The organism is Nocardia sp. NBC_01388, assembly GCF_045040085.1.
GTDB lineage: Bacteria > Actinomycetota > Actinomycetes > Mycobacteriales > Mycobacteriaceae > Nocardia.
In genome coordinates this window covers 2644613-2666722 of sequence record NZ_CP109553.1, presented here as the reverse complement: position 1 = coordinate 2666722, position 22110 = coordinate 2644613, and the positions used below count along the sequence as shown (strand labels likewise).

At 67.0% G+C, this 22110-nt stretch carries 24 protein-coding genes; 11 read left to right on the top strand and 13 right to left on the bottom strand.

What is annotated here, in order from left to right; translation table 11 throughout:
* Positions 1-20 precede the first annotated feature (20 nt).
* The 11 genes from OG716_RS13005 to OG716_RS12955 all read right to left on the bottom strand — a co-directional run bounded on the left by OG716_RS13005 (position 21) and on the right by OG716_RS12955 (position 8523).
* Positions 21-437: a Zn-ribbon domain-containing OB-fold protein gene (locus tag OG716_RS13005; protein ID WP_405137901.1), complete on the bottom strand. Its 417-nt coding sequence runs from the start codon at positions 435-437 to the stop codon at positions 21-23.
* A 63-nt stretch (positions 438-500) separates the two neighbouring features.
* Positions 501-1538 (bottom strand): 2Fe-2S iron-sulfur cluster-binding protein, encoded by a 1038-nt coding sequence (locus tag OG716_RS13000; protein ID WP_405137900.1) that lies wholly within the window; start codon positions 1536-1538, stop codon positions 501-503.
* A gap of 32 nt (positions 1539-1570) precedes the next feature.
* The gene (locus OG716_RS12995) at positions 1571-2419 is read right to left on the bottom strand and encodes an acyl-CoA dehydrogenase family protein (protein WP_405137899.1); all 849 of its coding nucleotides are present in this window, start codon (positions 2417-2419) and stop codon (positions 1571-1573) included.
* Between the two features lie 3 nt (positions 2420-2422).
* Positions 2423-3511: an acyl-CoA dehydrogenase family protein gene (locus OG716_RS12990; protein WP_405139655.1), complete on the bottom strand. Its 1089-nt coding sequence runs from the start codon at positions 3509-3511 to the stop codon at positions 2423-2425.
* Between the two features lie 14 nt (positions 3512-3525).
* Positions 3526-3942: a nuclear transport factor 2 family protein gene (locus OG716_RS12985; protein WP_405137898.1), complete on the bottom strand. Its 417-nt coding sequence runs from the start codon at positions 3940-3942 to the stop codon at positions 3526-3528.
* A complete protein-coding gene (locus OG716_RS12980) occupies positions 3929-5140 on the bottom strand; it encodes an amidohydrolase family protein (protein WP_405137897.1) in 1212 nt (403 codons plus the stop codon). The genes OG716_RS12985 and OG716_RS12980 overlap by 14 nt, the downstream gene beginning before the upstream one ends.
* Entirely contained in the window at positions 5137-5457 is a 321-nt protein-coding gene (locus OG716_RS12975; protein ID WP_405137896.1) for a DUF1330 domain-containing protein, read from the bottom strand. The genes OG716_RS12980 and OG716_RS12975 overlap by 4 nt, the downstream gene beginning before the upstream one ends.
* 32 nt (positions 5458-5489) lie before the next feature.
* Positions 5490-5819 (bottom strand): hypothetical protein, encoded by a 330-nt coding sequence (locus OG716_RS12970; RefSeq protein ID WP_405137895.1) that lies wholly within the window; start codon positions 5817-5819, stop codon positions 5490-5492.
* Positions 5800-7071: an aromatic ring-hydroxylating dioxygenase subunit alpha gene (locus OG716_RS12965; RefSeq protein WP_405137894.1), complete on the bottom strand. Its 1272-nt coding sequence runs from the start codon at positions 7069-7071 to the stop codon at positions 5800-5802. The genes OG716_RS12970 and OG716_RS12965 overlap by 20 nt, the downstream gene beginning before the upstream one ends.
* Before the next feature lie 4 nt (positions 7072-7075).
* A complete protein-coding gene (locus OG716_RS12960; protein ID WP_405137893.1) occupies positions 7076-7606 on the bottom strand; it encodes a carboxymuconolactone decarboxylase family protein in 531 nt (176 codons plus the stop codon).
* Between the two features lie 86 nt (positions 7607-7692).
* On the bottom strand, positions 7693-8523 hold the full coding sequence (locus OG716_RS12955) for an SDR family oxidoreductase (protein ID WP_405137892.1): 831 nt from the start codon (positions 8521-8523) through the stop codon (positions 7693-7695).
* A 74-nt stretch (positions 8524-8597) separates the two neighbouring features.
* On the opposite strand from OG716_RS12955, the gene OG716_RS12950 reads away from it, so the two are divergent.
* From OG716_RS12950 to OG716_RS12915, 8 genes are read left to right on the top strand one after another with little or no spacing between them, the layout of a single operon-like run.
* Complete coding sequence (locus OG716_RS12950) at positions 8598-10175, top strand: methylmalonyl-CoA mutase family protein (RefSeq protein WP_405137891.1); 1578 nt, start codon at positions 8598-8600, stop codon at positions 10173-10175.
* Positions 10175-10612 (top strand): cobalamin B12-binding domain-containing protein, encoded by a 438-nt coding sequence (locus OG716_RS12945; RefSeq protein WP_405137890.1) that lies wholly within the window; start codon positions 10175-10177, stop codon positions 10610-10612. Before OG716_RS12950 ends, OG716_RS12945 begins: the two co-directional genes overlap by 1 nt.
* Positions 10597-11553: an LLM class F420-dependent oxidoreductase gene (locus OG716_RS12940; protein ID WP_405137889.1), complete on the top strand. Its 957-nt coding sequence runs from the start codon at positions 10597-10599 to the stop codon at positions 11551-11553. The genes OG716_RS12945 and OG716_RS12940 overlap by 16 nt, the downstream gene beginning before the upstream one ends.
* Entirely contained in the window at positions 11550-12596 is a 1047-nt protein-coding gene (locus OG716_RS12935) for a CaiB/BaiF CoA transferase family protein (RefSeq protein WP_405137888.1), read from the top strand. Before OG716_RS12940 ends, OG716_RS12935 begins: the two co-directional genes overlap by 4 nt.
* Before the next feature lie 9 nt (positions 12597-12605).
* Positions 12606-14009: a class I adenylate-forming enzyme family protein gene (locus OG716_RS12930; RefSeq protein ID WP_405137887.1), complete on the top strand. Its 1404-nt coding sequence runs from the start codon at positions 12606-12608 to the stop codon at positions 14007-14009.
* The gene (locus tag OG716_RS12925; RefSeq protein ID WP_405137886.1) at positions 13987-14892 is read left to right on the top strand and encodes an acyl-CoA dehydrogenase family protein; all 906 of its coding nucleotides are present in this window, start codon (positions 13987-13989) and stop codon (positions 14890-14892) included. Before OG716_RS12930 ends, OG716_RS12925 begins: the two co-directional genes overlap by 23 nt.
* Positions 14879-15967 carry an acyl-CoA dehydrogenase family protein gene (locus OG716_RS12920; protein WP_405137885.1) on the top strand — a complete coding sequence of 363 codons (1089 nt, stop codon included), beginning with the start codon at positions 14879-14881 and terminating at the stop codon, positions 15965-15967. The genes OG716_RS12925 and OG716_RS12920 overlap by 14 nt, the downstream gene beginning before the upstream one ends.
* Positions 15968-15969: 2 nt before the next feature.
* Entirely contained in the window at positions 15970-16737 is a 768-nt protein-coding gene (locus OG716_RS12915) for an enoyl-CoA hydratase/isomerase family protein (protein WP_405137884.1), read from the top strand.
* A gap of 111 nt (positions 16738-16848) precedes the next feature.
* Here the strand turns inward: OG716_RS12915 and OG716_RS12910 are convergent, their stop codons facing one another.
* A complete protein-coding gene (locus tag OG716_RS12910; protein WP_405137883.1) occupies positions 16849-17613 on the bottom strand; it encodes an SDR family NAD(P)-dependent oxidoreductase in 765 nt (254 codons plus the stop codon).
* A 51-nt stretch (positions 17614-17664) separates the two neighbouring features.
* On the opposite strand from OG716_RS12910, the gene OG716_RS12905 reads away from it, so the two are divergent.
* Genes OG716_RS12905 through OG716_RS12895 form a run of 3 tightly spaced genes read left to right on the top strand, consistent with a single transcriptional unit; the run spans position 17665 to position 21140 of the window.
* Complete coding sequence (locus tag OG716_RS12905) at positions 17665-19101, top strand: class I adenylate-forming enzyme family protein (protein ID WP_405137882.1); 1437 nt, start codon at positions 17665-17667, stop codon at positions 19099-19101.
* Positions 19094-20239, top strand: a complete 1146-nt coding sequence (locus OG716_RS12900) for a thiolase family protein (protein ID WP_405137881.1) — start codon at positions 19094-19096, stop codon at positions 20237-20239. Before OG716_RS12905 ends, OG716_RS12900 begins: the two co-directional genes overlap by 8 nt.
* A gap of 13 nt (positions 20240-20252) precedes the next feature.
* A complete protein-coding gene (locus OG716_RS12895; protein WP_405137880.1) occupies positions 20253-21140 on the top strand; it encodes an ArgK/MeaB family GTPase in 888 nt (295 codons plus the stop codon).
* A gap of 106 nt (positions 21141-21246) precedes the next feature.
* Here the strand turns inward: OG716_RS12895 and OG716_RS12890 are convergent, their stop codons facing one another.
* Positions 21247-22065 carry an acyl-CoA thioesterase gene (locus OG716_RS12890; protein ID WP_405137879.1) on the bottom strand — a complete coding sequence of 273 codons (819 nt, stop codon included), beginning with the start codon at positions 22063-22065 and terminating at the stop codon, positions 21247-21249.
* Between the last annotated feature and the right edge of the window lie 45 nt (positions 22066-22110).

Below are 22110 nucleotides of genomic sequence, written 5' to 3'. Positions count from 1 at the left end.
TACTCATCCGAATGCCGCGGTCATACCGGTGCGAAGGCCACGGTCATGACCTCCGTCCCGTCGGTCTCGGCATACAGCGGCACGAATGCCAGCTGGACGGCCATTCCGGCACGGAGGCGGTCTGGATCGGCTTCGGTGAGCCGGGCTTCGACGCGTACCTCGTCACCGAGCTGCACCAGCCCGACGCCGAACGGCTCGAACGATTCGCCCGTCTCCTGGCCGGCATAGGGCAGCTTGGGTACGAATCCCTGTGTGGTCCAGGCGATCAGCGTGCCCCGCCGAGGCAGCAGCCGATCGGTCATGTCCGGGCCGCTGCATCGGGGGCAGCGCTGCTGGCGGGGCCAGGTCACCGCCTCGCAGCTGCCGCAGCCGCTGCCGATGAGTTGCGGATCGTCGTCGGGCCACGTGGAGACCCCGGGTGCGAGTGCCTTGGCCATGTGCCGTCCTCCATTTCTCGTGAAACTTCGAATGCTGTTCAACGTCAAGTGGTTTCGGGGTGGTTACTCGTACCGGACCGTGACCGCGGGCCCGTCCGGGACGGCCTGGCAGGTGAGCACGTAGCCGTCGGCGACCTCGTCCTCGGTCAGCGCGTCGTTCACCGCCATCGTGGCGGTGCCTTCGGTGACCCGGCCCATGCAGGTCGCGCAATTGCCCTGCTCGCAGGAGAACGGCGGGGTGAGCCCGGCCCGTCGTGCGGCTTGCAGCAGCGTCTCCCCGGCGCGTCTGGGCACCGATACCTTCTTGCGGTCGAGCAGGATCGTCACTGTTCCGGTCTGGGCGGCCGCGGCGGAGCGGGTGGTCGAGTCCGCGAGCTCCGCGACCTCGGGGGCTGATGCCGGTATGGCCGGGGCGGGGGCGCCGAATCGCTCGCTGAAGATGAGACCCGGCCCGGGCAGGGCATTCTCGATCATCTCCATGAAGGCTTCCGGCCCGCAGATGTAAGAGTCGGCGCCGGTGTCCGCACCCACGAACGCGCGCACCAGATCCGGGGTGAGGAAGCCGCGATCGGAGTCGAGATGGCGGATGACCTCCAGTCGCCCGGGATAGCGCTGGGCCAGTGCGCCGAGCGTCGCCTCGAAGATCACCGAGGGCTGGTCGCGATCCGCGCACAGCAGGCGAACTCGGCGCTCGGTGGTCGCCAGCGCACTCTTGGTCAGCGACAGGACCGGGGTGATGCCGCTGCCGCCGCTGAAGCCGAGCAGCGGGACCTGGGCCGGGCGCAGGCAGAATCGGCCCGCCGCCCTGCTCATCTCGAGCTCGTCACCCTCGGAGACGTTGTCGTGCAGCCAGTTCGACACCTGGCCGCCCGGTACACGCTTGACGGTCGTCATGAGTTCGCGGTCGGTGTCCGGGGCACTCGACATCGAGTAGGACCGGTACAGGTTCGTGCCGTCCACCGGCACCCGGAACGTGCAGAACTGACCGGCCTGGTAGTCGAGCGGTTCATCGTGTGGGGCCAGGACGAAGGTGCGGGAGTCCGCGCTCTCCTTGATGATCCGGGTGACGGTCGCCCGCTGGAACGAGGGGGGTCGGGCCATGGGAACCAATTCCTCCGCTATCGATGGTCGTATTACAGCTGCGCCAGCCGGGGGGCTGCGCCCTCGGTGCGAATCATGAGCCCGGCCTCGCGCACGAGTTCTCTGGTACTTCCGAGCAATCCGTCCAGCACCAGGGTGCGGCGCAGGTGCCGGTGCAGGTCGTGCTCGGCGGTGAAGCCGACTCCGCCGAGCACCTGCTGGCTGTGCCGGGCCGCGAGGTGTGCGGCCCGCCCGGCCGCGGCCTTGGCCAGCAGTGCGCCGAGGTCGTCGTCGGCGACGGTGAGGGTTGCTTCCGCACCTTCGATCGCGACCAGGGCGTCGGCGAGGCGGTGGCGGACGGCTTGAAATGCGGCGACCGGCCGGCCGAACTGCGTGCGCTCCAACGCATGTCGGCGAGCCAGCGTCAGCATGGCGCGGCTGCTGCCCACGAGCCACCAGGCCAGGGCGCGGCGGCCGGCTGCCAGCGGGTCATGACGGGTGGGCGAATGGCCGTCGGCGCGGTCGATGGCCGAAGTGCCGGTAAGTTCCGCGAGGGAGATCGGATGCAGTGGAAGCTGCTCGTCGACGGTCCGCCCGGGCCGGTCGGTGCGTTCCCATACGAGCCAGGTGCCGCCGGTGAAAGGCAGCGGTGTGGTGCCGACCAGGGGCATTCCCACGGCGTGATGGATGACGTCGTTGAGAAGTGGTGCGTGCGCACCGGTCTCGCCCAGCAGCCGGAAAACCAGCGGTATCGCGATATTCGGGATATCGGTGAGCATGTCGAGCCAGCCGAGCTCGGCCAGCGCGTGATCGAGGTCGGCGCCCGAGGCGGCGAGCATGGTCTTGCGCACCGTCTGTTCGAGCAGCACGAGTTCGTCCCCGGCGGTGTCGAAATCTGGCATGGCTCAGTCCCTTCCGAGATCCAGCAGGCGGCGCGCGATGATATTGCGCTGGATCTCGGCGGTGCCGCCGTAGATGGTCGCTGCGCGCGAGTACAGGTACTCGGTGCGCCACTCGGGGTCGGACAGTTCCAGGACCCCGGGCAGCAGATCGCGTGCGGTATCGAAGAGTCGCTGTTCGGCGGTGGCCAGCAGCACCTTGTCGATGGAGGTCTCCGGTCCGAGCTGCGCACCGTCCGCGAGTCGCCGCTGCGTGGTGCGGGATCGGCAGCGCACGGTGTGCAGCGCCAGATACGCCTCGCCGAGTTCGGCGTCATCGGGTATGGCGGTGTGCGCCAGGACGCGATCGAGGCGGGTGAACAGGTAGGTGATTCGATGCCAGAAGCAGGCCGAGCGCTCGTGGGGGAGCAGATCCATGGCCACCCGCCACCCGTCGCCGGGCTTGCCGAGCATCCGATCGGCGGGTACGACCACATCGTCGAAATAGACCTCGGCGAATTCGTCGATGCCGTGCATGGTGCGCAGCGGCCGCACGGTGATGCCGGGGGAGTCCATGTCGACGAAGAAGGCGGTGATGCCGTCATGGCCCGGTGCGGTGCGGGTGAGCAGGACACAGCGCGACGAGTACTGCGCCAGGCTGGTCCAGACCTTCTGGCCGTTGATCACCCAGTCCTGTTCGCGGGGAACCGCTTTCGTGGTGATCGAGGCCAGGTCGCTGCCGGAGCCGGGTTCGGAGAAGCCCTGGCACCACTGTTCGCGGCCGGACAGCAGTCGCGGCACCATGTCCGCGGCCAACTCGGGGCGGGCATAGGAGATCATGGTCGGGGCGAGTACCTCGATCATGGAATAGATTCCGGGCTCGGCGAGGTCCCGTGCGGCGACCTCCTCGCCGAGCACCGCGCGCAGCACGGCCGGCCCGCCGAGCCCGCCGGCCGCGGTGGGCCAGCCGTAGCGCATCCACCCCGCGTCGTACAGCGCGCCGCGCACGCGGGCCAGCTGCGCGACCTGTCCGTCGAGCGAATGATCGGGCCCGGGGGACAGGTCGTTCGCTGCGAGCCAAGCCTGTAGGCGCGTGCGAAATTCGTTGATGGTCATGAGATTCGGACCGCTCATGTCCTCGAACGCTCGAAGGCGTGCGGAATGCCGGAATCGTGGACGCCGCTGCGGCGGATGAAGGTCATTCTGCGGGTGCGGATTCGCCACCCGTCCTCGGTCCGCACGAGCGCATCGGTGTAGTAGCCGATGCGCATGTCGTGGGTGCTCTGGTCGATGAAGCACAGTGGTTGGGTGCCCTCGGCGGTATCGCCGTCGATGTCGAGAACCGCTGTGCCGGTGAGGAACAGGCCCTTGGGGGCGGCGGCCACCAGTTCCGGGAACAGGTCGAGGGTGTAGGTGTCCCCGAAGGCGCTGTAGGTGCCGTCGGGGGTGAACACCGCCAGCACGCCCGCGATATCGCCCTTGGTGATGGTCACCGCGTAGCGGGCCAGCACCTGCTGGATCTCGAGGAGGTCCTCAATTCTGGACATAGACCTTGCCGCCTTTCATGACGAATTGCACCCGCTGGGTAACGGTGATGTCCTGCAACGGATCTCCCGGCACGCCGATGATGTCGGCCAGCAGTCCCTCGGCGAGCCGGCCCCGGTCGGTGACGCCGATCAGCTCGGCCGCGCGGACGGTCCCCGCACGGATGACATCCAGCGGGGGGAGCCCACGGTCGACCAGTGCGACGAGCTCATCGGCATTGCGGCCGTGCGGGATCGCGGGCGCATCGGTGCCGACCGCGATCTTCACACCCGCTCGGTAGGCGGCCAGGACCGACGTGCGGGCCTTGGGGAACATTTCGGCGGCCTTGGCCTGCAGGGCCGGGGCGGCCTTGGACACATCCATGGCATCGGCGAGCCGGGTGGTGGGAACCAGCCAGGTCCCGGCCGCCACCATCGCCTTGATCGCCTTGTCGTCGATGAGGAAACCGTGTTCGATACAGTCGATTCCGGCTGCGACGGCGTGTTCGACCGCCTCCGCGCCGTGGGTGTGCGCGGCCACCTTCAGCCCGCGCCGGTGTGCCTCGTCGACGATCGCGCGCAGTTCCTCGTCCGAATAGTGCTGTGCGCCCGGCGCTCCGGTCAGTGACATGACGCCGCCCGAAACACAGATCTTGATCAGCTGCGCACCGTGCTTGATCTGGTACCGCACCGCCTTGCGCACCTCGTCGACGCCATTGGCGATGCCCTCCTCGAGGGTCAGGTTCAATACGCCGGGCGCGAAGGCGGCGAACATGGTCGGATCCAGATGGCCGCCGGTCGGGGTGATGGCATGCCCGGCGGGCACGATCCGCGGCCCCTCGATCCAGCCGCCGTCGATGGCGCGGCCGAGCGCGACATCCAGGAGATAACCGCCGGTTTTCACGAACAGGCCGAGATTGCGCACCGTGGTGAAACCGGCGCGCAGGGTGCGGCGGGCATTGCCGACCGCCCGCAGCATGCGCAGTGGCGGATCGTCCTGCACGCTGGAGGCCAGGCCGGTTTCGCCGCGCCCGCCCATCAGGAGGTTGACCTCCATGTCCATCAGTCCGGGCAGCAGAATCAGCTCACCGAGTTCGAGGATTTCGCCCTCGGGCTCGCCGCCCACGCCGGCGATGCGCTCGCCGTCGATGCGCAGAATGCCGGGCCGGACGATCTCGCCGGTGTCGACATCGAGCAGTCCCGCTGCCCGCACCGTGATCATGGTTGTGACGCTTCGCGTTTCGGCGGTTCGAAACCGGCGACGATGACGACATTGGTGTCCGCCGCCGCCCGACGCAGCTTCGCCGCGTGCTGATAGTCGGGGGACTCGTACCAGGTACGGGCCGCCTCGACCGAATCGAATTCGAGGATGACGGTCTGGTTGCCGTGCCATTCACCCTCGAGCACGCTCGGTGCGGTATCGACCGCCAGGGGGCGCAGGCCGCCACCGCGCATGGCCGACTGTGCGGCGCGGGCGTATTCGGCCATACCCGCCTGGTCCTTGATGTCCTCGGTGAAGATCACATATCCCTTGGGCATTCTTTTCTCCTTGTGTCGGACGATTGGTCCGCTCAGACCACCGGCTCGTTGATCAGCGTGGCCCAGGCCGCGCCGCTGTCGGGTACTCGTGGCTGCTTCCACACCTCGATCGGGAACGAGGCCATCACCAGCGACTGCATGAGGTGGAACAGAGCCCGCGCGTCCTGGGGCAGGTCCGGCCACTCGTGTTTGTCGCAGTAGTTGAGCGCCGCCTCGAGCCGGGGAAACGCGGCGTCGTAGAACTCCTGCATCTGTGGCATGGTCGAGGCCAGCCGCTTGGCGTAACGCTCCGGTTCGGTGGCCAGGCACCACTCGGCCGCGAAGGGCTCGAGATCGGCGAATTCAGCTGGCAGCAGCGGCATCTCGGTACTCCTTGACTTTGTTCTGTGCGATCACGTGCAGATGACGAAGCAGAATTTCCTGATCGTTGAGCGGGAATTCGGAGACGGTGCGGGTCTCGAGCATGGTCTGGGTGGCTTCGAGGGTGTTGGCGTCCTGCAGCGCGTATTCCTTGAAGGTCACCGCGGCCAATTCCTGGGCCATGCGATCGCGCGCGTTCTTCGGCGGAACGAAGTAGAGGTTCGCCTCGAAGATGTGCTTGTTCACCGCGGTCGGCCAGTAGTGATAGGTGATATACCAGCCCGGCGCCCAGAACAGCAGGGAGAAGTTCGGGAATATCTCGAATTCGTCCACGCCCCAGGCCTTGTGCTGGGCCGGATTGAGACCGGCGGGCAGTTCGTCGAGGCCTTCGATATCGGGCCGGTCCCACGGGCCGAACAGTCCGCTGCGCAAAACCCGCTCGATCGGCTTGACCATGTTCAGATCCTTGGGCGGCGCCATACCGCCCCAGGACGAGATCATCGAATGCGGTGAGGACAGCTCGTAATGCAGTGCCTCGTAGCCGAATCCGGCGAGCTTGTCGGCCTCCTCCTTGGTCGCCTGCTTCATGTGCAGGATCGGTGCGTGATAGAACTCGGCGAAGGCGTCGATGAACAGCTTCCAGTTGCTGCCGATCTCGGCCTTGTAGGTGTAGACCTCTGTCATCTCGTGGAACGGATAGCCCTCGACGCCCTTGAGCATCGGCCCGAGATATTCCTCGAGCGGCGCGGCCTCCGGGTCGAGGTTGACGAAGATGAACCCCTCCCACACCTCGCAGCGCGCACTCTTGAGCCCATAGTCGTTCTTGTCGAGATCGAAGAATTCCTTCTCCTGCTGCACGAAGGTGAGATCGCCTTCGAGGCTGTAGCGCCACGCGTGGTACTTGCAGGTGAATTGCCGGCACGAGCCCGCGGTTTCCTCATTCGGAAAGTCGTTCCACACCAGCTTGTTTCCGCGATGGCGGCAGATGTTGTGGAAGGCGCGGATCTCCTGATCGGAGCCCCGGGAAATGATGAGAGAGGTACCCACGCAGGACAATTCGCGAGTGAAGTAGCTGCCTACGCGCGGTAGCCGTTCGACGCGGCCGACATTGAGCCAGCTCTTTTTGAAGATGGCATTGCGCTCGTCCTCGTAGAAGGCCGGATCGATGGAGTCGGTGTAATCGATGGGGCCGGTGCCGAGCTGTGGATACTGCTCGGTCCAGCTACCCGATTCGGGCTTGGTGAAATGGGCCACCGGGTTACCTTTCGTGTTCGGGCGTGACGCCGAAGGTGTTGAATGCCATGGCGAGCAGGCTGTACCCGCCGACGGTGAAGACGAGATCCATGCGCTGGCGGTCGCTCAGCTGTTCGCTCAGCGCTGTCCAGGTGTGGTCCGACAGTGTGGATTTCTCGAGCAGCTCGTCCGCCGCAGCAATGACGACACGATCGAATTCTGCTGCGGCGGTGCCGTTCTGGACCGCAGCGATATCCGCTGCGGTCAGTCCCGCCGTCGCCGCGAACCCGGCGTGGTGTTTCCACTCGTACGCGCAATTGGTCTGATGCGCGACGCGCAGGATCGCCAGTTCGCGGATCCGGGCCGGCAGGCTGGACTGGAACAGCAGATACACGCTGAAGCCCAGGAACGCCTCGGTCAGGTCCGGGTGGTTCGCCAGAACCGACATTGCGGGCCCGGCGCCCTCGGGATTCCGGCGTGCCATGGGAAGCAGTCGCCCGAACGCGGCGCGGGTCCGGTCGTCCCAGCGGTCGGCCGGTAACGGGGGCAGGCGCATTCGTACCCTCCTGTCATGAGAATGGGATTCTCCTAAACTGGATAACAGATTTCCATGTCGGTGGAAATTAGTCAACGCGCAGTGGTTCAGTCGAGGAACATGTCCGGGATCGGCCGGTCGCCGCCGCCGTACCCGGACAGCTCCGCTACGCCGGAATCGATGAGCACGCGGGCGTCGACGTAGCAGTTGCCCGTGGTGTGTTCCGCTGGGCGGGAGAGGATTTCGGCCGCGGCGTCGCCCATGATCCGCGGGTCGCGTGCGGAAGCGAGTAGTTTCTGGCCGTCAGGCATATTGGCCACGGCCGAGGTGGCGATGTAGGTCTGCGGCCAGAGGCAGTTCACGCCGATCTTGTCGGCGGCGAACTCGGCGGCCCAGCCGAGCGACAGCAGAGTCATGCCGTATTTGGATTGGGTGTACGCCGGGTGCGCACCCAGCCAGCGCGGACTCAGGTTCAGTGGCGGTGACACCGTGAGCACGTGCGGGTTCGGGGCGCGGCGCAGGTGCGGCAGGCAGGCCCGGGTCAATAGGAAAGTGCCGCGAATATTGACCTCCTGCATGAGGTCGAACCGCTTAGCCGTCAACTCGGCGGTGGGGGCGGTGGTGATCGCGCTGGCGTTGTTGATGCAGAAGTCGACGCCACCGAAGCGGTCCACGCCGGTCTCTACCGCGCGTCGTACATCGTCTTCGTTGCGCACGTCCCCGACGACCGCGACCGCCTTGCCGCCGGCGGCCTCGAGCTCGGCCACCGCTGTGTGCACCGTGCCGGGCAGGCGCGGGTGGGGTTCGGCGGTCTTGGCCAGTACCACCACATTGGCCCCCTGGCGCGCCGCCGCCAGCGCGATGGCCAGTCCGATGCCCCGGCTGCCGCCGGATATGACCATGGTGCGGTCGGTGAAAAGTTGCTGCTTGCCGGTCATTATTCTCCTCGCGCCAGTCCGTTTGCGCTTGATGGTATTGGCATTCTCCATTTCTGCAAGTACGGTATTCAACAATGAACGACCATGTCACCACCGCATCCGGCATCCCGCTGCGGCCGGTCTACGGACCGGACGACCGGCGTGCCGACCCGCCCGCACCGGGCGAGTTTCCCTACACACGCGGCAACTTCGCCTCCGGCTACCGGGGGCGGCTCTGGACGTTCCGCCAGTACTCCGGCTTCGGGACCGCTGAAGAGTCCAATCGCCGCTACCGGTATCTGCTCGAACAGGGCGGCACCGGACTGTCGGTGGCACTGGACCTGCCGACCCAATGTGGTTACGACTCCGACGATCCGGAAGTGGGGGAGGAAGTGGGCCGGGTCGGTGTCGCCGTCGACACCCTCGCCGACGCCGAGGTGCTCTTCGCCGGTATTCCGCTGGAGAAGATCAGCACCAGTTTCACCATCAATGGCACCGCCGCGATCCTGCTGGCCATGTACGTCGCCGCGGCGGAGAAGAAGGGCGTGCCACGGGAAAAGCTCACCGGCACGATCCAGAACGACATTCTCAAGGAGTACGCCTCACGCGGCACCTGGATCTGGCCTCCGGAGCCGTCGCTGCGCCTGATCGCCGACACCATCGAGTTCTGTGCCGCGGAGGTGCCGCGCTTCAACGCGATCTCGGTGGCGGGCGCGCACTTTCGCGATGCGGGCGCGAACGCGGTGCAGGAGATGGCCTTCACCCTCGCGGACGGCGTGACCTACTGCGATACCGTGGTCGAACGCGGGCGCATGACCATCGACCAGTTCGCGCCGCAGATATCGTTCTTCTTCTACACCCACGGCGACTTCTTCGAAGAGATCGCCAAATACCGTGCGGGACGCCGCCGTTGGGCCACCATCGTGCGCGAACGGTACGGCGCGCAAGCGGACAAGGCTTCGATGTTTCGCTTCGGCTGTGTGGCCGGCGGAGCGTCACTGTATGCCCCTCAGGCCCAGAACAATCAGGTCCGGGTGGCCTACGAGGCCATGGCCGCGGTACTGGGCGGGGTGCAATCGATGTTCACCGCCGCTTGGGACGAGCCGTTCGCGCTCCCCAGTGAAGAGTCGGCGACCATGGCGCTGCGCACCCAGCAGATCCTCGCCTACGAAACCGGGGTCACCCGCGTCGCGGACCCGCTGGGCGGCTCCTACTTCATCGAGGCCCTCACCGACGCGACCGAGGAACGCATCATCGAGATCATGACCGACCTGGAAAACCATGGCGGCATGGTGCGTTCGATCGAGGACGGCTACCTGCAGGGCATGATCGCCGACGAGGCGTATCAGCTGCACCGGGAGGTCGAAGGTGGGGAGCGCCCCGTCGTCGGGGTGAACCGCTTCGTCTCCGAGGAACCCGCACCCGAGATTTCCACCTATGAACTGGACGCGGAAGGGCGGGATCTGCAACTGAAGCGGCTCGCCCGGGTGAAGGCCGAACGCGATCCCGCGGCCGTTCGCACCACCCTGGCCACGCTGGCGCGCGCCGCGGAAGGAACAGAGAACCTCATGCATCCGCTCATCGAATGCGTCAACGCCTACTGCACGGTCGGGGAAATGACCGCTGCGCTCAAACACGTCTGGGGCGAATTCCAGCAGCCGGTGGTGTTCTGATGGCCGCGCGCGTACTGGTCGCCAAGCCCGGTCTGGACGGGCACGATCGCGGCGCCAAGATCGTCGCCCGCACCCTGCGCGATGCCGGATTCGAGGTGATCTATACCGGGATCCGCCAGCGGATCGAGGACATCGTGTCGATCGCGATGCAGGAGGACGTCGCGGTGGTGGGCCTCAGCATTCTGTCCGGCGCGCACGTGGCGCTGACCACCCGGGTGGTGGACGCGCTGCGCGCCGCCGGCGCCGGCGATATCGCGGTGGTCGTGGGCGGCACCATCCCGGGTAGCGACGTATCCAAACTGCTGGAAGCCGGTGCGGCAGCGGTATTTCCGACCGGAACCGCGCTGGAGGTCCTCGTCACCGAGATGCGAGTACTGACCGGGAGCACCGACCCCGAACACGGACAGGCAGTGGAGGAATCGTGCGTATCGGAGTAATGATCGGTCCGGAGAAGGGCGACTCCGCGCGCAAGCTCTCCCGCATGCTGGCCGATATCGAATGGGCCGAATCGGCGGGCCTGGACACCGCCTGGATCCCGCAGCTCCCGACCGACTTCGATGCCCTGATCACCGTGGCTCTCATGGGAATGCGGACCAGCCGCATCGAATTGGGCACGGCCGTGGTGCCGTTGCAGGCGCAGCACCCGATAGCGCTCGCGCGGCAGGCGCTTTCCGCGCACGCCGCGGCCGGTGGCCGGCTCGCGCTCGGGGTCGGGCCGTCGCACCACTGGATCGTGCGGGACATGCTCGGGTTGCCGTACGACAGGCCCGCGGCCTACACCCGCGATTATCTCGAGGTGCTGAGGGCGGGCCTGAGCGGTCCGGGCCAGGTCGAGGTGGAGAACGAATCGTTCACGGTCCACAATCCGCTCGATCTCGGACCGGTCGCACCGCTGCCGGTGCTGATCGCCGCGCTCGGTCCGGTCATGCTGCGCATCGCGGGCGAACAGGCCGACGGCACCATTCTGTGGATGGCGGACGAACGCGCGATCGCCGACCATGTGGTCCCCAAGATCACCAAGGCGGCCGCCGACGCGGGACGCCCCGCGCCGCGCATCGTCGCCGGTCTTCCCGTATGCCTCTGCCGCCCAAGTGAAGTCGACGAAGCTCGCGCTCGCGCCAACCGCATCCTGGGCGAGGCAGAGGTGTCGCCGAACTATCAGCGGCTGCTCGAGCAGGGGGCCGCCGATGATATCGGTGACCTCTGCATCGCGGGCGACGAGGAGGCCATCGCGGCAGGACTGCGCCGCTACGCAGCGGCCGGCGCGACCGATCTTTCGGTGCGGCTGCTGCCCCTGGGGAACGATCGTGACGAACTGGTGGCCTCCAAGCGCCGCACCCGGGAGATGCTCGCGACCTTGGCAAAGGAATTGCGGTGACCGCACCCCTGGCCGGTATCCGGGTGCTCGAGGTCGGCACCATGCTGGCTGGGCCCTATGCCACCTTGATGCTGGCCGATCTCGGCGCGGAGGTCATCAAGATCGAACCGCCGGCGGGCGATATCTCCCGGCAGGTCGGCGACTCCTACTTCGCCAGCCTCAACCGAAGCAAACGCAGCGTCCGCTTGGATCTCAACGACCGGGCGGGGCAGGAGGCGCTGGGTGCGCTGGCAGCGGCATCCGATGCGCTGCTGGTGAATCTGAAGCCGTCGGCGATCCACCGGCTCGGGCTCACCTACGATGCGCTGCGGCGGTGGAACGAACGCCTCGTCTGCGTCGCCATCACTGGCTTCGGCCTCGACGCGGGCGATCATCCGGCATTCGACTACGTCATCCAGGCGGCAACCGGCGTCGCGGCATTGACCGGCGATCCGGCCGGGCCGCCCACGCTGCCGGGGTATTCGGCGGCCGACAATTCCACTGGACTGACTGCGGCGCTCGGCCTGCTTGCCCAGATTGTGTCCGGCCGGGGTGGACAGGTGGAGGTGTCACTGCGCGATGTCATGCTCTCGCAGCTGAACTATCACGCCTCCGCCTATCTGAACGCCGGTGCCGAACCGCAGCGCAGGCCGTTCGGCGCGCATTCGTATTACGTTCCGGCGCAACTGTTCCCGACTGCGGACGGTTACCTTGCGCTGTTCATCACGCACGACGGGTTCTGGAAATCCTTCGCCGGTGAGACCGGAATCGAGGGCTTCACGACGATGACCGAGCGCTCCGCCCGCCGCGCGGACGTCCTCGACGTCGTTACCACGGCATTGGCCGGCGATACCGCCCATAGCTGGGAGAAAAGACTACGGCCGCTGGGTGTCCCGGCCGCGGCGGTGCGCACGCTTCCCGACGCGCTGAAGCTCGCCCCCGACGCTGTCGTGACAGCGGGCGATTACCGGTTGATCGGCAGTCCCATCCGGATCGGCGGCTATCGCCCCGGGTACGGACCACCGCCACGCCTGGGCGAGTACAGCGATTCGCCGGCGGAGTAGGTCCGGAACATGAAGGATTCGGTGGCGCTCGTCTACGAGGAGCGCGAGTACACCCTGCCGGAACTCGAGGCACTGGCCGGTGGGCTCGCCGCGACCCTGCGGGCCCGCGGTGTCCGACGCGGGCACCGCGTCGCGCTGATGTCCTCGAACCGGCCGGAATTCGTGATCGCCGTGTACGCGGTCTGGCGGATCGGAGCGGCGGTCGTCCTGCTCAGTCCGGCGTGGAAGCGGGCCGAGGTGGAACACGCGCTGGCGATCGCGCAGCCCGCGCACGCTCTGGGCGATCACCCGGTACTGGCCGGACTGATGCCGATGCTGTCGTTGGACGATTCGATATATCCCGCTCACGCGATCTATCGCGCGCCCGATCCCGGCACTGACGCGGTTCTGGTGTTCAGTTCCGGCACAACAGGTTTACCGAAAGCGGTGCGCCATACGCATGCTTCGCTGAGCGCGGCCGTCGAGCACTGGCGCGACGCATTGCGATTCACCGCGCAGGACCGCATTCAAGTGCTCACCCCACCGTCCCACATTCTGGGTTTGCTCAATATTCTGCTGGCGCTGCGGACCGGAGCCCGGGTGCGCCTGCATCGGCGATTCGATGTGGATCTGATGCTCAGGCACATCGAAAAAGACCGCATCACAGTGGAAATGGCCGTTGCGCCGATCGCTTTGGCACTGGCCGCTCACCCTGATCTGGAGTCCTACGATCTGTCCTCGCTGCGCTACATCATGTGGGGTGCGACTCCGGTCTCGGCGAGCATCGCCGAGATTGTCACACTCCGCACCGGAGTCGGATGGGTACCTGCCTACGGGACCAGCGAGCTTCCCGTGATCGCGTGCAATCCGATCGAGCGACCGCGCCTGGACAGTGTCGGCCGGCCGGTACCCGGAGTACGGGTGCGGGTGGTGTCGCCGGAAACCGGAAAAGTGCTGGGGCCGGACGAGATCGGGGAGATTCACGCGCGATCGGCGGCGCTGATGGCCGGATATCTGCCCGACTCCGCGACCGACTCGGTCATGAGGGACGGCTGGTACCGCACCGGTGATATCGGGTCCCTCGATACCCGTGGCTGGTTGCGACTCACCGATCGGCTCAAGGAAATGATCAAGGTGCGCGGCTTCCAGGTCGCGCCCGCCGAAGTGGAAGCCGTGTTGCACACGCATCCCGCCGTGGTCGACTGCGCGGTGTTCGGGATACCCGATACCGCCGACGGTGAGGCGATCGTCGCCGTCGTCACGGCGTCGGGGGCGATCGGCTCCGACGAGCTCGTCGCCTTCATCGGCGCGCGGCTCGCTTCGTACAAACGGCCGCGCCGAGTGGTGTTCGCGCCGGAGATTCCCCGTCTTCCCTCCGGCAAGGTTCTGCGCCGGGTTCTGAAGGAGCGCTATGGATGTACGTCTGACGAGTGAGCAGCGACAGCTGCGCGATGCCGCCGCCAAACTCGCCGATGATCTCGGTCCCGGATCTGTCTCGGATCTCGAGGACCGGGCCCGGATCGCCCGACTGGAGAAGGCCCTCGATACGGCGGGGTGGCGAGCATTGCGCTCGGACGGCGCCTCCGGCATCGAAATCGCCCTCGTGGCAGAGGAATTCGGCCGGAGGCTGGTCGATGTGCCGTTCCTGGGCCCGGTCCTGGCCGATGATCTGCGCGGGCACGGGCTCGGCGATGATCGGCGCTGGACCATTTCGGTCGGCGACCGGGCCGTGGACGCTCGCGGCAGCCACAGCGTGCTGGTTCTCGACGAACGGAACCTGCTCGCGGGTGAGGTGGGCCCGCTCTACGCGGGGGCCGACCCGACTCGCACCGACGCCGAGATCCGCCGGCCGCTGCGCCCCATCGGTGAACTGTCCGAAGGGCAGGCCGGACAGTGGCACGCGCTGGCCCTGGTGGCCACCACCGCCGATCTGGTCGGCGTCGCCCGCGGTGCGCATGCGCTGGCCACCGAGTACGCGAAAGTCCGTGAGCAGTACGGCAAGACGATCGGCTCCTATCAGGCCGTCGCGCATCTGCTGGCAGAAGGGCTCGCGCTCATCGAGGGATCGATCAGTGTGCTGCGCCACGCCGCGTGGGCGGTGGACGCGCTTGCTCCGAACGAGGCGGTCCGTGCCGCGCGCATCGCCAAGGTGTACTGCGCCCGTGCCGCGCGCACAGTCTGCGAGACCTCGATCCAGGTGCACGGTGGCATCGGCAATACCTGGGAGTGTCTCGCACACCTCTATCTACGGCGTGCTCTGGTCTCGACCGAACTGTTCCCTGTCCGACTGGAGGAAATCGACTGTGGACTATCGTGATTCGCCGCAGGAGGCGGCATTCCGGTCCCGGCTGCGGGACTGGCTCGGCGAGGTTGCGGGACGGTTCCCCACCTCCGGTGACGAATACTGGGCGAAACAGGGGGAGTGGCATCGTGCCCTGTACGAGGCAGGCTTCTTCGGGCTGTCCTGGCCGAAAGAGGCTGGCGGGCAGGAGTTGCCGCCGGTGTACGACGTCATCCTCGACGAGGAGCTGACCGCCGCGGGCGCGCCACCGCGTCCCAGCCTCGGTTACCTGGTCAGCGGTTTGGGGCGGCACGGCAGCATCGAGACCCAGCGGCGCTTCCTGCCGGGCATGATCAATGGCACCGAACGCTGGTGTCAGGGCTTCAGCGAGCCCGGTGCGGGCTCGGATCTGGCTTCCCTGCGCACCACCGCGACCCGCGCGGGTGACCACTACGTCATCCACGGTCACAAGATCTGGACCAGCTACTCCGATGTCGCGGACTGGTGCTTGCTGCTGGCCCGTACCGACGCGCAAGCGCCACGGCACAGGGGCATTTCGGCGTTCGTCATCTCCATGAAGCAGGCGGGTGTGCGGCAGCGGCCGCTGCGCATGATCAGCGGTATCACCACGGAGTTCGGCCAGGTCGAGTTCGACGGTGCGATCGTTCCGGCCGACCAGATGGTCGGCGCGCCCGGCGAAGGCTGGAAACTGGCCATGACCGTGGTGGGCCACGAACGCGAGCCCGCCACCCTGGGCTATGCGGCGCGATACGGAAAACTGGTGCGCCAGCTGGCTTCCCGCGTCGAGGGCGCGCCGCCTGCCGAACTCGCCTGGGCGACAGTCGAAACCGAGATGCTGCGCCTGCACGTGCGGCGGCGCCTGTCCGAACAGCTGGACGGCATCTCGCACGGCCCCGAAGGATCGTTGGACAAGCTGCTCATGACCTGGGTCGAGCAATCGGTCGGACACGCCGCGCTCGCCGTCACCGGAACCGGCGACCCCGAACTGTTCGGGGCCTACCTGTACAGCCGTGCGCAGTCCGTCATGGGCGGTACCTCGCAGATTCAGAAGAACATCATCGCCTCGCGCATTCTCGGATTGGAAGTCTGACCGTGTACGACATGCCTGAAGAAATCACCGTCACCGCGGACGGCCCGCTCCGCGTCATCACCCTCAACCGGCCGGACGCGCTCAATGCCGTCAACGACGCCCTGCACACCGGGCTGGCCAAACTCTGGCCGCAACTGTCCGACGACCGCGACGCGCGCGCGGCCGTGCTCACCGGCAGCGGTACCGCCTTCTCGGCCGGCGGTGACTTCAACTATCTCGCCGAGCTGGCCCATGATTCGCGATTGCGCTCCAAGACCATCGCGCACGGCCGGGACATCGTGCTCGGCATGGCACGCTGCCGGATGCCGATCGTCACGGCCGTCAACGGTCCGGCAGTCGGCCTGGGGTGCAGCCTGGTGGCACTCAGCGATGTCGTCTATATCGCCGAGACCGCCTATCTGAAGGACCCGCACGTGCAAGTCGGTCTGGTGGCGGCCGACGGCGGTCCGCTGACCTGGCCGCTGCACACCAGCCTGCTGCTGGCCAAGGAGTACGCGCTCACCGGTGCGCGCATCCCCGCCGAGCGGGCCCGCGAGATGGGTCTGGTCAATCATGTGGTGGCGGACCCGTTGTCGGAGGCACTCGCCTGCGCCAAACGCATTCTGGGACTGCCGCAGCAGGCGGTCGAGAGCACCAAGCGGCTGTTGAACCTGCATCTGGAACGTGCGGTGCTGGCAGCCCTCGACTACGCGACCACCGCCGAGGAGATCTCGTTCCAGCACCCGGATTTCCACGCCATCATCGAGCAGCTCGCCGCCGAGAAGGGCTGACGCGACGCCGGACAGATACCTGTGGCCCAGGGATGGATTCCCGGGGCCACAGGCCGTGGTGATGCACGCCCGCCAGGAGAGGGTGCGACGCGCATCACGTTCTTTCGGCGCCTACTTCGGCGGGAATCGCAGCGCACCGTCGAGGCGGATGACCTCGCCGTTGAGGTAGTCGTTTTCGACGATCGACTGCACCAGCAGTGCGTACTCGGGCGAGCGGCCCATCCGCTGCGGATGCGGAACCAGTTTGCTCCAATAGGCTTCCAACTGCTCGGCAGCCTTGCCGTAGGCCGGGGTGTTGAAGGTGCCCGGTGCGATGGTGACCACACGAATACCGAGCGGGGACAGATCACGAGCTGCCACCAGTGTCATGCCGACCACACCACCCTTGGCGGCGGCGTAGGGCAGCTGCCCGATCTGGCCCTCATAGGCGGCGATGGAGGCGGTGTTGACGATGACACCTCTCGAACCCTCCTCCAGCGCTTCGGTTCTGGCGATGGCTGCCGCGGAGAGCCGCAGGACGTTGAAGACCGCGGTCAGGTAGTACTCGACGGTCGTGCGAAAGCCGTCGAGCGGCAGCGGTGAGCCGTCCCTGCCGACCAGGCGGCCGCCGGTGGCGGGGCCGCCGTGGGTGTCGATCGAAATACGCAGCGGCGCCAAGGATTCCGCGAGCGCGATAGCTGCGAGTACCGATTCCTCGCTGGTGGCGTCGGTATGGATGAAGTGAATGCCGAGCTCCGCCTCGAGCTCCTTGCCCTTGTCGTCGGCGACGTCGGCCACGACTACCTCGGCCCCGGCCGCATGCAGCCGCCGCACGGTGGCCTCACCCAAACCGCCGGTACCACCGACCACCAGCGCCGAGTTTCCCTTGATCTGCATCCCACATCCTCCTTGCAATTACTGCTCTCTCTCGGAGAGAATAGCATTCTCATGAACATCAACATGATTCTCGACATGGCGTCCGCGGCCGATGATCGCGCGGTAGTGACGGCCGCGGGCCGGTCCCTCACCGCCTCCGAGCTATCCGCGCTGGCCCGGCGTGCGGCGGGGCGATTCCGGGGCTGTTCGGCGGTGCTCTACCTGGGCGTGAACCATCTCGCCTACCCGGTCGCACTGTTCGGATCGGTGTTGGCCGGCGTGCCGTTCGTGCCGCTCAATTACCGGCTCGGCGCGGACCAGCTGGGAGCGCTCGTGGACCGGCATCCCGGTGCCCTGGTGCTGCGGCCCGAAGACCTGGACGGTCTGGTGGAAGCTACTGGGGGACAGGATGATACGCAGGCCGCCGACCTCGATTGGGACGGCGAGAGCGTGGCGGTGATCATCTACACCAGCGGCACCACCTCCGCGCCCAAGGCGGCTCTGCTACGTCACCGTCACCTGATGGCCTATGTGCTCAATACCCTCGAATTCGGTTCCGCCGCCGAGTCCGATGCGACGCTGGTGTCGGTGCCGCCCTACCACATCGCGGGCTTGACGAACCTGCTGTCGAACCTCTACACCGGCCGGCGCATCGTGTATCTCACGGCGTTCGACGCACAGGAGTGGCTCGAAACCGTTCGGGCCGAAAGCGTTACGCACGCCATGCTGGTCCCGACCATGCTCGCGCGGATCGTTGATGCCGTCGACGGCGCCGATGCGCGGACCCCGAGTCTGCGGAGCCTGGCGTACGGCGGATCACGCACTCCCCGTCCTGTTCTGGAGCGGGCGCTGCGTGCCTTCCCGGACACCGGTTTCGTCAATGCCTACGGGCTCACCGAAACCGCTTCGTCCATTGCGGTTCTCGGTCCCGACGACCACCGCACGGCCTTCGAGTCCGATGATCCGGCCGTACGTGATCGGCTCGGGTCGGTGGGTCACGCACTGCCCGGTATCGAGGTCCAGATTCGCACGGAAGCGGGGGAACTCGTCGCACCGGGTGAGACCGGCCTGGTGTTCGCGCGCGGTACCCAGATCTCCGGAGAATACGGCGGTCGCAGTGTCCTCGATGCCGAAGGCTGGTTCCCCACCAGGGATCTGGGCCGCTTCGACGCCGGCGAGTACCTGTTCATCGAGGGTCGCGCCGACGACACCATCATCCGTGGCGGCGAGAACATCGCGCCGGCCGAGATCGAGGACGTGCTGCTCGAGCATCCGGGTATCACCGAGGCCGCCGTCATCGGGGTGCCGGATCCGGAATGGGGGCAGCGATTGGTCGCGGTCGTGGTCGGTGCCGGTGACCCGGAGGAGATCAAACGCTGGGTGAAGGCGCGGCTGCGCTCGTCCAAGACGCCCGACGCCATTGTGTTCCGTCCCGACCTGCCCAAGACCGAAACCGGAAAGCTGTTGCGCCGCAACCTGGTCACAGAAGTGGAGAGCTCCAATGCCTGAAGCCGTCATCGTATCCGCGCTGCGCACCCCCATCGGCACCGCCCGCCGGGGGACACTGCGCGATACCAATGCCTTCGACTTAGCCCACCACGTGGTGGCGGCTGCCGCCGCCACGGTGGGGGGCCGCCCGATCGACGACGTGATCCTCGGCGAGGGCCGCTACGGCGGCGGCGTTCTGGCGCGGCACGCGGCCCTCACCGCGGGTCTCGACGCTGTCCCGGGTCTGGCCCACAACCGGCACTGCGCCGCGGGGATGGCGGCGGTGCAGAGCGCGGCAGCCTCTATCCGCGCGGGCATGGACGAGGTGATCATCGCCGGTGGTGTGAACTCCGATTCCACCGCGCCGAAGGCACGATTCCAGATCGGACCGGACGAGTGGGCGGATCCGTGGGTCTCGCCCTCCCATCCCGATCGCCCCGACGCGCCGAACCTGGACATGTCGATTACGGTCGGCTGGAACACAGCGGTGAAATACGGTCTCACCCGAGAAGAGATGGACGCCTGGGCATTACGTTCGCACCGCAATGCGATCGCGGCCATCGACGAGGGGCGTTTCGACGCCGAGATCCTCCCCATCGACACACCACACGGGCGGTTTGCTGTGGACGAGCATCCGCGCCGCTCCACCACCGCCGAGAAGCTGTCCTCGCTCAAACCGTTACATCCGGAGATCGAGGGCTTCAGTATCACGGCGGGCAATGCCTCCGGGGCCAACGACGGGGCGGCCGCACTGGTGATCGCCAGCGATACGGCCGGCCTTCCGGCGCTGGGCACCATTCGGTCATGGGCCTCGGCCGGTATCGATCCGGCACTCACCGGCCTGGCCCCGATCGCCGCCATCCGCAAAGCCCTTGCGCGCGCGGGAGTCTCGATCGGCGATATCGACCTGTTCGAGATCAACGAGGCGTTCACCTCGGTGCCCGTCGCGATGATCAAGGAGTTCGACCTCGATCCCGATCGGGTGAACGTGAACGGCAGCGGCTGCTCGCTGGGGCATCCGGTAGCGGCTACCGGCGCACGCATGATCGTCACCATGGTGCACGAATTGCGCCGTCGCGGTGGCGGACTGGGCATCACGGCGCTGTGCGCGGGTGGCGGAATGGGTTCCGCGACTCTGATCGAGGTGCCCACCCGGTGACAGACAAGAACCGATGAACGTCATCGAACTGGTGGCCGCCGCGCGCGACGGATCGGTCCGCGCGGCGGGGCGCCTGCTGAGTCTGGTCGAAAGCCCCCGCCGCGCAGAGGTATTGGCGGTGCTCGAGCACGCCCCCGTGCGTGTCATCGGTATCACCGGTCCGCCCGGCGCGGGCAAATCGACCACCATCGCCGCCCTGGTCGGGGTCTATCGGGAGCAGGGGTTGCGGGTGGCCGTGCTCGCGGTGGACCCGTCCTCGCCCTACAGCGGCGGCGCGTTGCTCGGCGACCGTATCCGGATGGCCGCGCACATCAACGACCCCGATGTCCTGATCCGCTCTGTGGCCACGCGCGGCCACCTGGGTGGCCTCGCCGAGGCGGTTCCCGCCGCCATCCGGCTGCTGGCGGCGCTGTCCTACGATCTGGTGCTGGTGGAAACGGTCGGCGTCGGTCAATCGGAGATCGAGATCGCCGCACTCGCGGACCCCACCCTTGTCATTCTGAATCCCGGTGCGGGCGACGCCATTCAGGCAGCCAAGGCGGGCCTGCTCGAGGTCGCGGACCTGATCGTGGTGAACAAGGCCGACCGTGCGGGCGCCGAGCAGACCGTCCGAGACCTGCACGCCGAGACCGACGTCCCCATCTTCACCCTGAGTGCCGTGCGTGGTGTCGGGCTGCCGGCGCTCGTGCAAGCCATCGAGGCGCACCACCGCACCGACACCCGCGCGCGGCGGACCGCACGCGCACGAGCGCAGATCCTGTCACTGGCCCAGACTCGCTTGCGCGTGCACCCGGACCTGGACCGGCTGGCCGCGGCCGTCGCCGCCGGTCGCAGCGATCCGTACACCGCCGCGGAGCTGCTGCTGCCGGCCTCCAACGAGATCGAAGCGCTGCACCTGTAGCGCGCGTCGGCCCGGCGCAGTGCTGGGCCGACGCAGTGTTGTCGCGCTGAGCGTTACTCGGAATGGTTCCGCAGCAAGGGGTTTCAGCGGGGAAGGTGTCCCGGCATTACGGCCGGAAGCGGAGCAGGGCTTCCTGCGCGAAAGAGGCCACTAGTGTTCCGTCGGCGGTGAGGACGTCACCGCGGCCGAAGCAGCGGCCGTGGGCGAGCACCGGACTGTGGTGGCGCATGAGCAGCCAGTCGTCTGCCCGGAAGGGGCGATGAAACCAGACGGTGTGTGAGGTTGTGGCGGAGGTGAAGGCGGTGCCGTTGCCACGCTGGCCGAAGCCTTCAATCGGCCGCAGTGCCGTGCCGATGAGATTGAGATCGGTGGCGTACGCGATCAGGGCCTGAGCGAGCTCCGGGCCGACCTCGGGGGTGCGCATCCACAGGTCGTAATCGGGGGCGTGCGCGGCGGCGGCATCGAGATCGCCGATCGCGCGGGTCTCCCATGGGATGAGGTCGAGGCGCACCCGATGTTCGGCGTCGAGCACCGGCGGCACCTCGCCGACGGTTTGGTGTTCGGGTCCGTTCTCGGTGGCATGCATGGACGCCGCAGCGGTGGCGATCACGTCGCCATTCTGCCGGGCAGTGATCGCCAGGGTCGCGAAAGAGCGTCCCTGGTGCTGGATCTGGACGATATACCGCACCGGCGCATCGCTTTTGCCCTCGCGCGCGAAGAGCACATGCATGGACTTGACCGCCTTGTCAGGACAGGCGATGTCCGCTGCGCGGAGGAACTGGGCCAGCAACTGTCCGCCGAACAGGCGGTGATATTCCAGCTGCTGGTTGGGACCTTCGAAAGTAGAGAGGGTGCTCGGGCGCGTCGTGGCGGCACTCGGGCGCAATTCGAGGCAGGCGAGCAGATCGGTCCACAGATCGGGCATAGACCGATGTAATCATAATTGTCACAAAATGAGAATATGGTTCTC